Source organism: Kaistella jeonii (genome assembly GCF_000812865.1).
Classification (GTDB): Bacteria; Bacteroidota; Bacteroidia; order Flavobacteriales; family Weeksellaceae; genus Kaistella; species Kaistella jeonii.
Genome location: NZ_JSYL01000007.1, coordinates 153,037 through 168,031 on the forward strand (window position 1 = coordinate 153,037; position 14,995 = coordinate 168,031).

At 36.5% G+C, this 14,995-nt stretch carries 12 protein-coding genes; all 12 read right to left on the reverse strand.

The genetic code is table 11. The features are described from left to right. Positions 1–2 precede the first annotated feature (2 nt). Positions 3–1,103 (reverse strand): DegT/DnrJ/EryC1/StrS family aminotransferase, encoded by a 1,101-nt coding sequence (locus OA86_RS10895; RefSeq protein ID WP_039352915.1) that lies wholly within the window; start codon positions 1,101–1,103, stop codon positions 3–5. Further along, complete coding sequence (locus OA86_RS10900) at positions 1,096–1,563, reverse strand: acyltransferase (protein ID WP_039352918.1); 468 nt, start codon at positions 1,561–1,563, stop codon at positions 1,096–1,098. The genes OA86_RS10895 and OA86_RS10900 overlap by 8 nt, the downstream gene beginning before the upstream one ends. Before the next feature lie 2 nt (positions 1,564–1,565). Next, positions 1,566–1,958 (reverse strand): sugar 3,4-ketoisomerase, encoded by a 393-nt coding sequence (locus OA86_RS10905; protein ID WP_039352921.1) that lies wholly within the window; start codon positions 1,956–1,958, stop codon positions 1,566–1,568. A 3-nt stretch (positions 1,959–1,961) separates the two neighbouring features. Then, the gene (locus OA86_RS10910) at positions 1,962–2,939 is read right to left on the reverse strand and encodes a hypothetical protein (protein WP_039352924.1); all 978 of its coding nucleotides are present in this window, start codon (positions 2,937–2,939) and stop codon (positions 1,962–1,964) included. Between the two features lie 31 nt (positions 2,940–2,970). Next, positions 2,971–4,233: an ABC transporter ATP-binding protein gene (locus OA86_RS15570; RefSeq protein ID WP_082017329.1), complete on the reverse strand. Its 1,263-nt coding sequence runs from the start codon at positions 4,231–4,233 to the stop codon at positions 2,971–2,973. 710 nt (positions 4,234–4,943) lie between these two features. Beyond that, complete coding sequence (locus OA86_RS10920; RefSeq protein ID WP_039352926.1) at positions 4,944–5,792, reverse strand: ABC transporter permease; 849 nt, start codon at positions 5,790–5,792, stop codon at positions 4,944–4,946. Between the two features lie 1,279 nt (positions 5,793–7,071). Next, positions 7,072–8,349 (reverse strand): nucleotide sugar dehydrogenase, encoded by a 1,278-nt coding sequence (locus OA86_RS10925; RefSeq protein WP_039352929.1) that lies wholly within the window; start codon positions 8,347–8,349, stop codon positions 7,072–7,074. A gap of 562 nt (positions 8,350–8,911) precedes the next feature. Further along, positions 8,912–11,236 (reverse strand): GumC family protein, encoded by a 2,325-nt coding sequence (locus OA86_RS10930; protein WP_039352932.1) that lies wholly within the window; start codon positions 11,234–11,236, stop codon positions 8,912–8,914. A 6-nt stretch (positions 11,237–11,242) separates the two neighbouring features. Beyond that, on the reverse strand, positions 11,243–12,040 hold the full coding sequence (locus OA86_RS10935) for a polysaccharide biosynthesis/export family protein (RefSeq protein WP_039352935.1): 798 nt from the start codon (positions 12,038–12,040) through the stop codon (positions 11,243–11,245). Between the two features lie 67 nt (positions 12,041–12,107). Next, positions 12,108–12,752 carry an outer membrane beta-barrel protein gene (locus OA86_RS10940; protein WP_074781419.1) on the reverse strand — a complete coding sequence of 215 codons (645 nt, stop codon included), beginning with the start codon at positions 12,750–12,752 and terminating at the stop codon, positions 12,108–12,110. Between the two features lie 1,187 nt (positions 12,753–13,939). After that, the gene (locus OA86_RS10945) at positions 13,940–14,371 is read right to left on the reverse strand and encodes a regulatory protein RecX (RefSeq protein ID WP_039353127.1); all 432 of its coding nucleotides are present in this window, start codon (positions 14,369–14,371) and stop codon (positions 13,940–13,942) included. A gap of 80 nt (positions 14,372–14,451) precedes the next feature. After that, the gene (locus OA86_RS10950; protein ID WP_039352942.1) at positions 14,452–14,826 is read right to left on the reverse strand and encodes a four helix bundle protein; all 375 of its coding nucleotides are present in this window, start codon (positions 14,824–14,826) and stop codon (positions 14,452–14,454) included. Positions 14,827–14,995 lie beyond the last annotated feature (169 nt).

The following is a 14,995-nucleotide window of genomic DNA, read 5'->3' on the forward strand; positions in this document are numbered from 1 at the left end:
TTCTAAAATTGATTAATCACCTCAATTACTTTTTGAACTTCACCCTCTTCCATCACCGGACTGATCGGCAAACTTAGAACTTCTTTATGAATTTTTTCTGTAATTGGAAAAGATAGATGGTTGTAGTACTTGTAAGCTTTCTGTTTATGAGGTGGGATTGGATAATGAATTAAAGTCTGAATATCATTTTCCAGAAGGTATTTTTGAAGCAGATCTCTTTTTGACGTTCTGATTACGAATAAATGCCAAACATGTTCTTCAGAATTCTTTGGCAATTGAGGAAGAATAATTTTAGGATTGGTGATTTCTGCACAATATCTCTCCGCAATTTTTCGACGCTTCTCATTATCAGCATCAACATACTTTAATTTCACATCTAAAACGCCAGCTTGCATTTCATCTAAGCGACTGTTAATTCCTTGATATTTATTGATGTACTTTTCTTCGGAACCATAATTAGCTAAAGTTATAATGGTTTTTGCCAAAAGTGCATCTTTACAAGTTACAGCACCTGCATCTCCTAAAGCACCTAAATTTTTTCCGGGATAAAAACTAAATCCAGCGGCATCACCCAAATTACCAGTTTTAATAGTATTCCATTCTGCCCCAATTGCTTGAGCATTATCTTCAACTATTTTTAAATCGTGTTTCTTCGCTAAAGCTTCCAACTCTTTTGACCAACAAACTTGACCGTAAAGATGAACCACCATAATCGCTTTTGTTTTCGGTGTAATTAAAGCTTCTATTTTGGAAATATCTAAATTGTAGTTTTCAATACTGGGTTCTGCAAAAACAGGTTTTAATCTGTTGTCTGTAATCGCCAAAAGTGAAGCGATATAAGTATTTGCGGGAACAATGACTTCGTCTCCAACTTTCAATTGCCCCAATTCTAAATAGGCTTTAAAAATTAAACGAAGTGCATCTAAACCGTTTGCAACACCGATTGCATTTGGAGAACCAATGTAATTAGAAAGATTAGTTTCAAAATTTTTCACTTCATTCCCCAAAAGATACCAACCGCTGCGAAAGGTATCTATAAGTTTGGCTTCAATTTCTTCTTGATATTGAAGATTTATTTTTTGAAGGTCTAGGAATTTAATCATGTTGTTTTCTTAAAAATTTAGCAGGGTTCCCCACCCAAATTTCATTTGCCGGGATATCTTTCGTCACCACGCTTCCTGCTCCTATTAGCGAATTTTCACCAATGGTTATCCCTCCTAGAATTGTAGCATTTGCACCAATCGATGCCCCTTTTTTTACAAGTGTTTTTCGCAATATAAAATCTTTGTTTTGTGATTTAGGAAAATGATCATTTGCAAAAGTAACGTTTGGTCCTATAAAAACATCATCCTCCAAAGTAATACCATCCCATATTTGAACACCCGGTTTTATGGTGACATTATTACCAATTACTACTTGATTTTCAATAAAGACATTGCAGTTGATATTACAATTATTACCGATCTGGGCGCCCTTTAAAATCACACAGAATTGCCAAATAGAAGTATGATCCCCAATTTGATCCGTTTGAACCTCTGCAAGTTGATGAATATTGATTGCCATATTTACAATGCTGAAAAAGTTTTATACTCACGAATGTAATCAGAAGCTATATATTTTTCAGAAGCCAAACAAAGCAACACTGCACTGTGTGAAAATTTGATATCCCGCCAAATCAATTTTGGCAGATATAATCCTTTGTCTGGACTGTCTAAAATAAATTCATCTTTATTTCCCTCCAAATCTTCGGTGGTAAAAGTAATTGTTCCAGAAACCGCCACAATTACTTGTTCTAAGTCGTAATGAGCATGACCGCCTCTCGTAACATCTTGCGGCGTGTAATAAGTCCAATAAACTCTTTTGATTTCAAAAGGAATAGTATCTGAAATTTCTGCTACGGAAATATAACCCAAACTTGGGTCACCTATTTTGTTGAAGGAGATAAAGTGTGGTTTCATGATTTATTCTAATTGTTCTTTTGCTCCTTCAATACCAAGTAAACCCTGAACTTTTTTTCCATAATCGTCTAAAGTATAAATCAATTCTTTTTTACTCCCTTTTACAATGAAAACTTTAGTAGGAACTATATTAGCATTGTCAATATATTTAGGGATAACTAACTCTAAAGAATACCCTTCAATAAATTTTTCGTTTAAGTATTTCGGTTTAATGTGGATTGTCGGATTGAAAGTATCTACTGATACTCTATTTAATTTGGTGCAAACTAATTGTGATTCAATAGGACTTAAACCGATTCGAAAAAGTTTATTTCGCATTATATATTGAACACCATTTTCTTCTAAAGTTACTGGATTAGTGTAGACCATTCTTTTTAGATGTTTTAGAAGTCCAAAAGAATTGTAGATTGTACCATCTACAGAGAAAGGAAATGTCCAATGATGAATACTTTTCTCTGCGTAATAGTCCCACTTATAATAATTGTTTTTTTTGTGAACATAATTCGGTTGACCTTCTAAGTTTTCACCTACATACAATCTGTATGAAGAATTTTCAGAATTATTTCTAATAATTTCAAAAATTTCATCCTCAATTACTACATCTTTAAAAAAAAATCCATCATCCGTATTAAACATTACAAACTCACAACCACTTCTTGCTATCGTATTTTGTAAAAGAGATTTGAAATTATCTGCTTTTGGCTTAAAAAAATTCCTTGTACGGAAAAAACCTATATTTTCTCGAGAGTATAAAGTCCGAATAAACGCCCAATCGAAAAACACTTTCTTCCTTTCTACAAATGATATGTTTTTAAAATCCGAATATTTGTCTTTTAGTAATTCATACCCGATTTTATGATCTCCTGTTGTGTGGTAGAGGATAACTATTTTGTAATCTATTTTAAGACGCGTTATTACAGATTTCAATAAATAATCCAATTGAAGAACACGATTGTAGGAAAAAATAATATTTAAAAGCATCTTGTGAAATTTTGTTTAGTAGTCTAACCTTTTAAGACACTTTCGAAATTGTAGATTTTATCTCAGGGAAAATTACTCCGGGCGATTTAATAACTGCACCATTATGGTTTCTTACGCCATGAATTTCAAAACCAAATAACTCTGTTTTAAAGGCAATTTTTGATCGGTCAACTCCCCAAAACATATCGAAATAATAACCGTCTTCATTCAAAGTATTTGCTGGGATTTCAAAGCAGACATCATAGTTACCAATTTCTCCTTTTTCACTCACCAAAAATCCAGTGCTTAGAACGATAATTTCATGCGAATTTCTTAGATAGAAGGAAATATCAAGGGATTCATTTTTAATTCTGCTCGTAAAATTAATTTCTATTTTAGTTCCCGAACTGATGTTTAAAACATCGCCATTAATTGGGGAAACAGAATATTTATTAACGGTAATATTTTTATTTTCAATATTAAAATCATTTACAGCATTATTATAATCAGAGATATTGCCACTTTTTTTCTGATATTCAACGATAATTTTACTCATATCGCCCTGCATTGTGACCAAACCTTCGTCTAATAAAATTCCGGTATTACAAAGTTCATTTACCGCCGCCATATTATGACTCACAAATAAAACCGTTCTCCCTTCACCTTTAGAAACATCGCCCATTTTACCCAGACATTTTTTCTGAAACTCGGCGTCTCCTACGGCAAGAACCTCATCTACAATAAGAATTTCAGATTCCAAATGCGCTGCAACGGCAAAAGCCAGACGAACATACATTCCCGAAGAATAACGTTTTACAGGCGTATCGATATATCTCTCTACACCAGCAAAATCTACAATCTCATCAAATTTTCTTTTAATTTCCTGGCGGCGCATTCCTAAGATCGCTCCATTTAAATAGATGTTTTCCCGTCCTGTCATTTCAGGATTAAAGCCCGTTCCTACTTCCAATAAAGAAGCAATACGACCCTGAACTTCAAAATGTCCCGTCGTAGGTTTCGTCACCCGGCTCAATAATTTTAAAAGGGTAGATTTTCCCGCCCCGTTTCGGCCTATAATTCCCACCGCATCGCCTTTTTCAATTTCAAAATTAATATCTTTTAAAGACCAGACATAATCGCTCTCTGCTTTAGTACTGCGATCATTACTGTCACCAATTTTTAAAAAAGGATCTTCTTTGCCCCGTAATTTTGCCCAAAACCGATTTAAATCATGCGAAATTGTTCCGGTACCGACTTCACCGAGACGGTATTGTTTGGAAATGTTTTCGGCGATGATAGCGGTGTTGGGGTTCAAGGTGGGGTTAAGGTTAAGGTTGAGGTTCAGTGGTGCGGTTTGAACAATTAAGCGCAAAGATAAAAATTCAAATTTGATTAACCATTAGGTTTTTGGTTAAGGTGGTAAGATGATTAAGATTTCCTTCAGAAAAATTAGAAACGCACATTATCTTTTCAATACTGAATATCATTCTAATCTTTCAATTCTACAAAAATCAAATTCCCTCTTTTTAGAGTTGGGGAAAAGAAATTTAACTTTTTAATTTCACCCTTTCAGGGCTATGCAATTACTGGATCATTTTTAATTCATAGGACTGCATCCTATGCTGCTGCTGACTACCCTTTCAGGGCTGTTAAAATCACTCTCTTTTCTATAAAAATCAAATTCCCTCCTTTTTTTATGCTGAGCCTGTCGAAGTAAGAGTTGGGGAAAAGAAATTTAACTTTTTAATTTCACCCTTTCAGGGCTATGCAATTACTGGATCATTTTTAATTCATAGGACTGCATCCTATGCTGCTGCTGACTACCCTTTCAGGGCTGTTAAAATCACTCTCTTTTCTATAAAAATCAAATTACCTCCCTTTTTTATGCTGAGCCTGTCGAAGTAAGGGTCGGGGAAAAGGGATTTGATTTTATTAATTGCGGTACCAATTCTACTCAAATACCCAAATACTCAAAAATCCAAGCACTCCATCCACGTGGCTCTTTTTACTTTTTACCTGGCTCTTTTACACCGTGTCCATAAAACTTTTCTCCACTTTATTGAAAATTACAGTTCCTGCGATGAGAAGTACGGTGATGACAATACTGCTCCAGAGAATATTCATGAGATCAAAACTCCCGGAACCTAAAAAAGCATAACGGAAACATTCAAAAATAGAGGATAAAGGATTTAAAAAAACCAGAAATCTTAATTTATCGGGTAATGCTGACGCAGGATACACAACCGGTGTAATATACATAAAGAGCTGAATTCCGAAAGTCAGGAGGAAAGTTAAATCTTTGTATTTGGTGGTTAAAGAAGAGAAGATCATTCCCATTCCTAAAGCAAACATCGCCATCAAAAGAATTAAAACAGGGGTAAAAAGAATCCACCAGTTGGGATGCACTGTATTGGTAAAAATCACGTAATATAAAAGGATAATAACAAATATTGCAAACTGCACCGCAAATTTCATTAAAGAAGAGGCAACGATAGACAGTGGCATGATCAAACGCGGAAAATAGACTTTGCCAAACATTCCGGCATTGGCGGTGAAGACAGAAGAGGTTTTGGTGAGACTTTCGGAGAAGTAGTTCCATACCGTAATTCCGGAGAGGTAAAATAAAACCTGAGGAACGCCATCGGTAGATAATTTGGCAATACTTCCGAAAAGAATCATATAGATTACCGTGGTCATCAAAGGCTGTACAATGAACCAGAGCGGACCGAGAACCGTTTGTTTGTAGAAGGTGATGAAGTCTTTCTTCACCAGCATGAGCAGCAAATCGCGGTAATCCCAAACTTCTTTTAAATTGAGGGAAAAGACGGATTGTTTGGAGTTGATGAAATAGGTTGGGTGGTTTTCTTTTGACATTAGTTTTTTGCTGAGTTGCAAAAGTAAGGAAATTCAGTTTCTTATTTCTCTTTTAGCTTGGTGTAAAAGTAAGGAAAGTTAAAGGAAGGTTTTTTTGCTTCGCCGAGTTTGTCATGCGGTGAATTTATCATTGGCTACGCCGAATCTTCGATTTCTGACGAAGGAAGAATCTCTATTTAATAAAAATTAATCTCTTTTTTTTTCTTTTACTTTTGCCTTGATGCAAAAGTAACAAAAAATCAAGACCTGGATCTTTTTACTAAAAAAAGTAAATTCCTTCTGAGAAAATCCCTCAACTTGCGCGGATACTAGAGTTGTGCTTTTGTATTTAGTTTATTGCCGCGCTTCAAACAAAAGGGATTTTTATTTTTTGTTAGTTGATCAATACTGTTGGAAGAATTTTTCTTTTTTCTTAACGTAAAAATCTCCTAAGTCGATTAGAAATGCTTTTAAATATTGAAGGGGTTTGTCATTATGACGAAGGAAGAATCTCATTGTAATAAAAATTTTTACTTCTTTTCATTCTTAATTACTTTTGCTTCATCCTTTCTATTATTTTAATTGAATCAGCGAACCATTTTCAATGGTTTGCCTTGATGCAAAAGTAACAAAAATTGACTCCCTTATTTTTATCTTTTTATTTGAATCGTCCAATCTTCGATTTCAAGACTGGATTTATTAGCTAAAAAAATAAAATTTCTTCTGAGAAAATTCCCAAAACTCGCGCGATATTAAACGTTGGTATTCTAATTTAAATTTCTCCGCGCTCAAACACTGGGGATTTTTATTTTATTTTAATCGAAGATTTTAGATGGAAGAAATTTCATTTTTTCTTTACGCAAATAACTCCTGGGTCGGTTTGAAATTAGTTTATGTAAGTCTTATCGTTTAATAATTATTCTTTCTTAATTACTTTTGTTTCATCTTTTTATTATTCTAATTGAATCAGCACACCTTTTTCAATGGTTTGCGTTGATGCAAATGTAACAAAAACTCAAATTCACTCCCTTTAGGGTTGGGGAAAAGGAATTTGAGTTTATATCATCTTTTCTTTACGCAAATAACTCCTAGGCCGGTTTGGAATTCGTTTTTGGATTACGTTTTTGGATTAGTATGGGAGAGGATTTGGTTTCTTTTTTGTGATTTGTGAAGCTGTAAAGTTCCGACTGGTTCACAAGTTCACTTTTTCACCCGTTCACTTGTTCTCTTATTGGGTGAAGCTAAGACTTTGTAAAGAAACGACTTGTTCACAAGGTCACTTACTTACTCGTTCACTTATTTAAAGTCTTGCATCTGCGTTTTTAAGAATTCCTTTTACATCAAAAACAACTGCTTTTTCTTTTTTTAGGGATTCCACATCCAGTTTCAGAAATTCGTCATGGGCAACACCGAGAACGATGGCATCAAACTGATTGGCTGGAATAGCGGAGAGACATTCAAGTTCATATTCATGTTTGATATCCGAAGGATTTGCCCATGGGTCGTAAATGGTGACCTTGATGTCGTAATCTTCTAAACTGCGGATGACATCGACCACCTTGGTATTCCGAATGTCGGGACAGTTTTCTTTAAAGGTAATTCCGAGCATTAAAACGTTTGCACCATTCACCTGAATTCCTTTTTTGATCATGAGTTTCACCACACGGGAAGCAATAAAAGATCCCATGGAATCATTAAGACGGCGCGCGGCTAAAATAAGTTCAGAATAATACCCGATTTCCTGTGCTTTCTGGGCCAGATAAAAAGGATCTACGCCAATGCAGTGTCCACCGACCAAGCCAGGTTTAAACGGAAGAAAATTCCATTTCGTACCCGCAGCTTTCAGGACTTCATGGGTATCAATACCCATAAGGGAGAATATTTTCGCCAACTCATTCACAAAGGCTATATTGATATCGCGTTGCGCATTTTCGATGACTTTGGAAGCTTCAGCGACTTTAATGGTGGGTGCCAAATGCGTTCCTGCCAAAATAATGGATCGGTACAGATCATCTACAATTTTGCCAACTTCAGGAGTGGATCCCGAAGTAACTTTCATAATTTTCTCCACCGTTTTTTCACGATCACCTGGATTGATCCGCTCCGGAGAATATCCGGCAAAAAAATCGATGTTAAAGGTTAAACCCGAACATTCTGCCAAAATAGGTACACATTCTTCTTCTGTAACTCCGGGGTAAACGGTAGATTCATAAATGACGATGTCGCCTTTTTTCAGAACTTTTCCCACGGTCTGTGAGGCTTTTTGTAAAGGGGTCAGATCGGGACGGTTATTTTTGTCAACAGGAGTTGGGACCGTAATAATATAAAAATTAGAATCGGCAATATCTCCTACCGTAGAAGAGCAAATAAGACCTTTTTCCGCAGCCTTAAAATCAGATACCAGAACCGCCTGCAAAATTTCGTCTTCAACCTCTAGGGTTTTATCAGTTCCGCTGTTAAGCTCTGCGATCCGTTTTGAGTCGATATCGAAACCAACTACCTGATATTTTGTGGCGAATAAGCGGGCTAAAGGAAGGCCAACATAACCAAGACCGATGATTGCGATTTTTTGTTTCATTCTATAAAGGCTAGAAAGCCTGACTTAGTTTACTCTTTGTTAATCAAATTCAACAACTTTCTAGAAGGTCACAGCACTCAATACTTAAAAGTTATTATTTTGTGCAAAAGTAAGGAAAGTTAACCTAATAGTTTTTATTTTTTCTATTCCGGCATTTCTATGTATTAATTTTTTTGCTGAACGACGTTTGGCAGCATTTTTCAAATCCTTTATTGTGGATTGTTAAATACTTTTGGTGGTGAAGAGGAAATACTGTTGGTGTTGATTGGGAAATAACTGTTAGTAGTTATCGGGGAAATACTTTTGGCGGTGAAGGAAAATTGCTTTTGATAGTGGTTGAGCAGAGCTGAAATCACCCTTAGCTGTATATCTAGTTACTCATTTCGCTGGTCATTTTCTGCGCAATAACTGATATAAAAATTGGTAGTGAATGGTGGTTGTGAACTTGTAAAAATAATTGTTCACTATTTAAAGCCTGTTTAAATATTTTTAAACACATTAGTTTTCTTAGCTATCCATTTACTACTTCGTATTTTCATCGGCACATCATCAAATTAACACATCAAATAAATTTCTTCCACCATTTCGGCTTTTCATCATGCGTATAAGAATAATATCCGTAGCCGTATTTTTTGCCATATTTCGTATTTTCGGGTCTCACACTATTGAGCACGAAGGCCATATTATCGATTTGATTTTCGATCTGAAATCCGGCTGCAAAATCGATCATTCCTTTTTCGGTAAATTCAGAACGGACCACGTAGATTAAAACATCAGCTTTATCAACCAATTGTAAAGTATCACTCACCAGCATTACGGGAGCGGAATCTAAAACGATGTAGTCATATTTAGTTTTCAAATAGGTGATCATGTCAGCAAATTTCGGCATGTCTAAAAGATCATTTGGATTTGGCGCAATTTGTCCACTGAACAGAACATCCAGATTTTCATTCACACGGGAATTAATAATATAAGAATCCGGAACATTTTTATCGGAGACCAGATAATCGGTTAAACCGATATTTTTTCCTTTCACAAAACGGTGTAATTGCGGATTTCGGATATCCGCTCCGATGATGATCACCTTATTCTTTCCAGCAAGAGTCAGCGCAGTATTAATAGAAATGGTTGTTTTCCCTTCCCCTTTAATAGAGGAAGTGACCAGAACAACATCACCTTGCTCCGTTTTTTTTGCTTTCAATAAGTATTTGAGATTGGAACTCAGAATTCGGAACGATTCCGCAAAAGTGGAGAAATCGTTGGGATGTACGACTTCATTTTCCTCACTTTTTTCAGGAACTTCTGCGAGTACCACGGCGGACGAAGGCATAAGTGCTAAAATATGTTCTTTCGTATGCACTTTCGTATCTAAGGAATTCCACAGGATGAAAAAGATGAGGGGCAAAAGAAAACCTGCAGTAAGCGAACCATTCATGATCCTTTTGATATTCGGCTTTACAATACCTGTCGTATAGGCAGGATTGATGATTTTTGCTTTTGGTGCAGTCACTGCTAAGGTGATGGCGTTTTCTTCTCTTTTCTGTAATAGATAAAGATAAAGCTGCTCTTTTAGGGTTTGCTGCCGGTCAATGCTTCGGAACATCTTTTCCTGTGTCGGAAATTTGCTGATATTTCCTTTGGCCAGATTGAGCTGCGCATTTGCCTGGGCGATTTGAAGCTGTAAATTTTCGCGGGATTCGACTAAATTCTTGCGAAGTAAATTTTTGATCACCGAGATCTGTTTATTCATTTCGATAACGGCCGGATTCTCGCCTGTTGCCTGTTTCAAGACTCTGTTGCGCGTCAGTAAAAGAGCATTATATTCTGCAATACTGCTTTCTGCACCCGTTGATAATCCCATACCAGACGGTAAAAGTTGTTCACCTGCACTTGCTGCGAGCACCGAATTGACCAAATCTAACTGCATCGACTGCGTTAAAATGAGTTTCGTACTTTCATCTGCTTTGCTCAAAGCTAAACCACCTTGTGCTTCCAGATTGGTGATCTGATTCGTCTGTTTAAACCTTTCCTTTTCGCCCTCAATTCCGGAAAGATCAGTCGTAATCACCTCTAATCGTTCATTGATGAAATTTTGGGTATTTTGCGCTTCCTGATTTTTATCATTCACGCCATCGATGATGTATTGTTTCGCGAGTTCATTTAAAATATCTTCAGACTTTTTCGGGATAGGACCTACCATGGTGACGTCCATGAGGAGTCCTTTATTCTCTGGCAAGCTCACAGAAATACTGTTTTCCAAAGTCGCAACGGCGTTTTTCAAACTTCTGAATACCACTTTAATAGGATCTGCTAAATTAACACCCGGTTTTGCATCAATCTGCACCGTGCCAAAAGGAAACTGAGCCGGCATTCCAAAACGGTATTGCCTACTGGCACCATCCAGTTTAAAGGAATTTTTTCCTACCGGGATAATGGTATAAGTCGCAGAACCAAACTGATCAGGTTGATTAATTTTAATTATTTTACCTGTTAAGGGACTGTCTTTATACAGTTCCACTTCTATGATCTTACCCAGGCTGAAAAAACTAACGCCTAAACTGAGGTTTTGTGCTACGTTTTCTAAAATCGGTTTCGAAACAATAATGGTGGTTTCACCCTGCAATTCATTATCACCACTCACGCCCATTCCCAGATTTTTCAGATCACTGAGGGCAGCAGACCCATTTCCTTTGGATTCGCGGAGTTTGAGAGAGGTTTTAGAACTGTATTGGGACTGGGTATATTTAAGATAGATTTTAGCCCCACCATAAAAAAGCCCGAGACTCAGAAGAAACCAAGGCCACTTCTTCAGATACTTGCCAATTTCCTTTTTTATATTAACCGTCTTCGTTCGTTTCTGCGAGGCAGAATTTTCCAGCAGTTCCATCAGTTCTTATTTTCGGGTTAATGTAAAGATCAAAGTGAGCAATCCTAAACCGATACCGCCATACCTGATCCAGTTATCAACATTGGAACTGGTATTTACAGAAACCTGCTTGTTGCGGTCGGGTTCTACATAAAGAATGTCGTTTTGCTGAAGATAATAATAAGGTGAGTTTACAATGGAGACCTCTGAAAGATCAAGCGAGATCACTTTATCTTTAGCTTCTTCCTCGGAATATCGAATCAGTTTCACATTGGTTTTATTACCTTCGTATTTAATATCTCCCGATAAAGCCATAGCCTGTAAAATATTAAGTTTCTCGGAAGGACTGGTTTTCTGACCCGGACTTCCCACTTCTCCTAAAACGCTGAAGTTAAAATTAGATAAGGTGATGGTAACCATTGGATCAGTCAGATACCTTTTGAGTCGGCTTTCTAAATCCGCTTTGAGTTGCTGTTTAGTCATGCCTTTGCAAAAAATGGATCCTAAAACCGGGAATATAATTGTACCATCTGTAGTGACAATATAATCGTTGGTGCCAGAAGACCCTGAACTACCAACTGCTCCCGCGGTTGTAGTGGTAGTAACGGTTGACATATTAAAAGGACGAACTGCAATATCATCAAATGCTGATACCAAAATCTGCAGCTTATCGCCTTCCTGAATATGAAGTCCTGAATATTTGGCCTGAGAAACCTCCTGTTCAAAATTATTGTTGGATAGGTAAATGATATTTTTCTTCGGCTTACAGGAGAACAAGAGAAGGATTGTAATTATAGCAGTAAATACTGGAAAGTATTTTTTCATTTCTTATTTTTAAGACTACAAAAGTAAAGATAATTTAGGTGGGCGTAATCTTAACTCAAATTCACTTCTACCACCAGTTTTCATTCAGATAATAATTAAGTCCCACCGCTAAAAGTCGGTTGTAGGTGAAATTATTATTATTGTTTGGATATACCTTGCTAAAGCCTTGATCATACCGGATAAAAGCTTCCATTTTCAGACTCAGTTTTAAGCCTACACCGAAAGATACGCCGTATCCAAACTTATTTAACTTGTTATCTAAATTATATTTAAAGTAAGCCAGATCGTAGGCAGGATCTACTTTTCTTTTCTCTCTGACCAGGTATTCAATTCGGGGTCCGGCAAAAAGATAGACATCCCTCTTCATATTTCCCTGGTGGAAAAAATACCTTAGATAAACCTGCATAGCAACATAATCGTGATCAAATTCCTGAATTCCAAATTTGTCTTCTTCAGCCTTTGCGATTTCGCCCTGCATGCTGTACTCGATCTGCGGCATAATATAAAGCCATGCAGAATCATAAACATCATTTTCTACGAGAGACCATTGAGCAAAAATTCCTAAGCTGCCTCCATAAGCTCCCTTAGAAACATCGTGCACGCCAACAATAGAACCCTTGTGAAAATTACCGGTTACTCCATACTTGAAAGTTTCCTGTCCGCTTACCATCATCATTAGGAAAACGGCGATGATTATATTAAATTTCTTCATTGATTAATCGATATGGCTATTAGTTGGATAAAATATCGGTGCAAATTAATTAAAATTATTCAATTAAAGGGGTATTTTTTTTAATCTCCGGTTAAATATGGAAGAGCCTTTCTAAAAATTAATTTAAAAACATTAGGAATAATAACGTTCTCACCCTTTTTATAAACTTACTAATAGGCTTAATATGAAAATCTCCAAGATTTATTCTTTTGATTTCGCCCTTTCAGGGCTTCCCAATTTAGCATACTATTTTATTCATAGGACTTCATCCTATGCTGTTGATCGTCACCCTTTCAGGGCTGCTGAAACTCCCCTCTTTTTCTAAAAAAAAATTAAATACCTTAACGTTTAAGATCGGAGGAGACGGGTGTTTTTTTGATTCCGCCCTTTCAGGGCTTCCTAATTATAGGATACTCTTTTATTCATAGGACTTCATCCTATGCTGTTGATCATCGCCCTTTCAGGGCTGCTGAAACTCCCCTCTTTTCTAAAAAAAAATCACATTCCCTCCCTTTAGGGCCGGGGAAAAGGAATTTGATTTTTCTTTAAGCAAATAACTCCGAGATCATTTCAACCCTATCATTTATAAATCACGTCTAAAAAATTAAATACCTTAACGTTTAAGATCGGAGAAAAGGAGACGGGTGTTTTTTTGATTCCGCCCTTTCAGGGCTACTTAACTACTGGATCATTGACTCATAGGACTGCGTCCTATGCTTTTGATCATCGCCCTTTCAGGGCTGCTAAAACACAACTTTTTTTTCTAAAAAAAATAAAATTCCCTCCCTTTAGGGTCGGGGAAAAGGAATTCGATTTTTCTTTGCTCAAATAAATCCAAAATCATTTCAACACAAAATTTATAAATCACGTCTAAAAAATTAAATACCTTAACGTTTAAGATCGGGGAAAAGGAGACGGGTGTTTTTTTGATTCCGCCCTTTCAGGGCTACTTAACTACTGGATCATTGACTCATAGGACTGCGCCCTATGCTTTTGATCATCGCCCTTTCAGGGCTGCTAAAACACAACTTTTTTTTCTCCCTTGGCTCTTTTTACTTTTTCCTTGACTCTTTCATCTCCCATCACCCAACATGCAACATCTATCAACTATTGACCATTGACCATTGCCTCCCTTGGCTCTTTTTCCTTGGCTCTTCCAACACCCATCTTCCAGCATCCAACTCCCCTCACTCCTCTTCTCTTTCCTTAATGATCTGCGTGATCTCCTCATATTCAAATCCTTTACCTAACAAATACTTGATCGTTTTTGATTTTTTTTGATAGAGTTGCAACCCTTTTATTTTTGAATAATAATTATCATAGAGTTTGGACACGGTTTTATGGTAATCCTCGTCTTCAATTTCATCAAAACAGCTGTTAATTAATTTCTCCGTAACGCCTTTAAATTTAAGATGATTCCGAATTTTATTACGTCCCCAGGATTTGATATAAAATTTCCCTCGGATGTAACTTCGCGTAAAACGTTCCTCATTCAAATAATTTTCCTTCATCAAATAGAGAAGAATTTCCTCCTTGGCTTCGGGGATCAGTAGAAAATCCCACATTTTCTGCTCCACTTCCTGATGGCAACGGTCCTGGTAAACGCAGTAGTTGACCATTTTCTGTTTGATTTCCAGGAAAGTGTAGGATTTCTTTTCCAAGGTTGAGGATGAGGTTAAGGTTAAGGTTAAGGGTGAGGTTAAGGGTGAGAAGTGGGCGGGAGATTACTTTCCAGGGTTTTAATAATTTTATTAAGTTCGTGTATTAAACGCTCAATTTGTGCGATAATAATTTGCGTTTTCTCTAACTCAAAATATCTTACCAAATTCCCATAGATCAAGTGATTTTTAGTTTCGTAACCTCGGGAAAATTTATAGAACATGGTTTTATCCTTAGTTTCAGCTCTGCCAAATCCTTCCGAAATATTGGCAGAAATACTTTCCGCGGATCTTCTGATTTGGGAAGTTAAGGCATAATCCTCTTTTCTCGGAAGCGAATTAGAAATAAAAAAAACGTCAACAGCGATATCCATCCCTTTCTTCCAGACCGGCATCTGAGTAAAATCGGTGTACATAATTTGAGGTTGAGGTTTAGGTTTAGGTTTAGGTTTAGGTTTAGGTTTAGGTTTAGGTTATAAAGTTAAGGTTAATAAGATTTTAGAATAATCCTATTTAATTAAAGGATTACATAAAAATTCCAAATCCCAATTCTTTATACCATATTTGAAGCCCCTGCAAAAGCAA

Excerpts from the sequence above, each read along its gene's own strand:
- OA86_RS10895 (WP_039352915.1), bottom strand. The coding sequence starts at position 1,103 with ATGATTAAATTCCTAGACCTTCAAAAAATAAATCTTCAATATCAAGAA.
- OA86_RS10900 (WP_039352918.1), bottom strand. The coding sequence starts at position 1,563 with ATGGCAATCAATATTCATCAACTTGCAGAGGTTCAAACGGATCAAATT.
- OA86_RS10905 (WP_039352921.1), bottom strand. The coding sequence starts at position 1,958 with ATGAAACCACACTTTATCTCCTTCAACAAAATAGGTGACCCAAGTTTG.
- OA86_RS10910 (WP_039352924.1), bottom strand. The coding sequence starts at position 2,939 with ATGCTTTTAAATATTATTTTTTCCTACAATCGTGTTCTTCAATTGGAT.
- OA86_RS10920 (WP_039352926.1), bottom strand. The coding sequence starts at position 5,792 with ATGTCAAAAGAAAACCACCCAACCTATTTCATCAACTCCAAACAATCC.
- OA86_RS10925 (WP_039352929.1), bottom strand. The coding sequence starts at position 8,349 with ATGAAACAAAAAATCGCAATCATCGGTCTTGGTTATGTTGGCCTTCCT.
- OA86_RS10930 (WP_039352932.1), bottom strand. The coding sequence starts at position 11,236 with ATGGAACTGCTGGAAAATTCTGCCTCGCAGAAACGAACGAAGACGGTT.
- OA86_RS10935 (WP_039352935.1), bottom strand. The coding sequence starts at position 12,040 with ATGAAAAAATACTTTCCAGTATTTACTGCTATAATTACAATCCTTCTC.
- OA86_RS10940 (WP_074781419.1), bottom strand. The coding sequence starts at position 12,752 with ATGAAGAAATTTAATATAATCATCGCCGTTTTCCTAATGATGATGGTA.
- OA86_RS10945 (WP_039353127.1), bottom strand. The coding sequence starts at position 14,371 with ATGGTCAACTACTGCGTTTACCAGGACCGTTGCCATCAGGAAGTGGAG.
- OA86_RS10950 (WP_039352942.1), bottom strand. The coding sequence starts at position 14,826 with ATGTACACCGATTTTACTCAGATGCCGGTCTGGAAGAAAGGGATGGAT.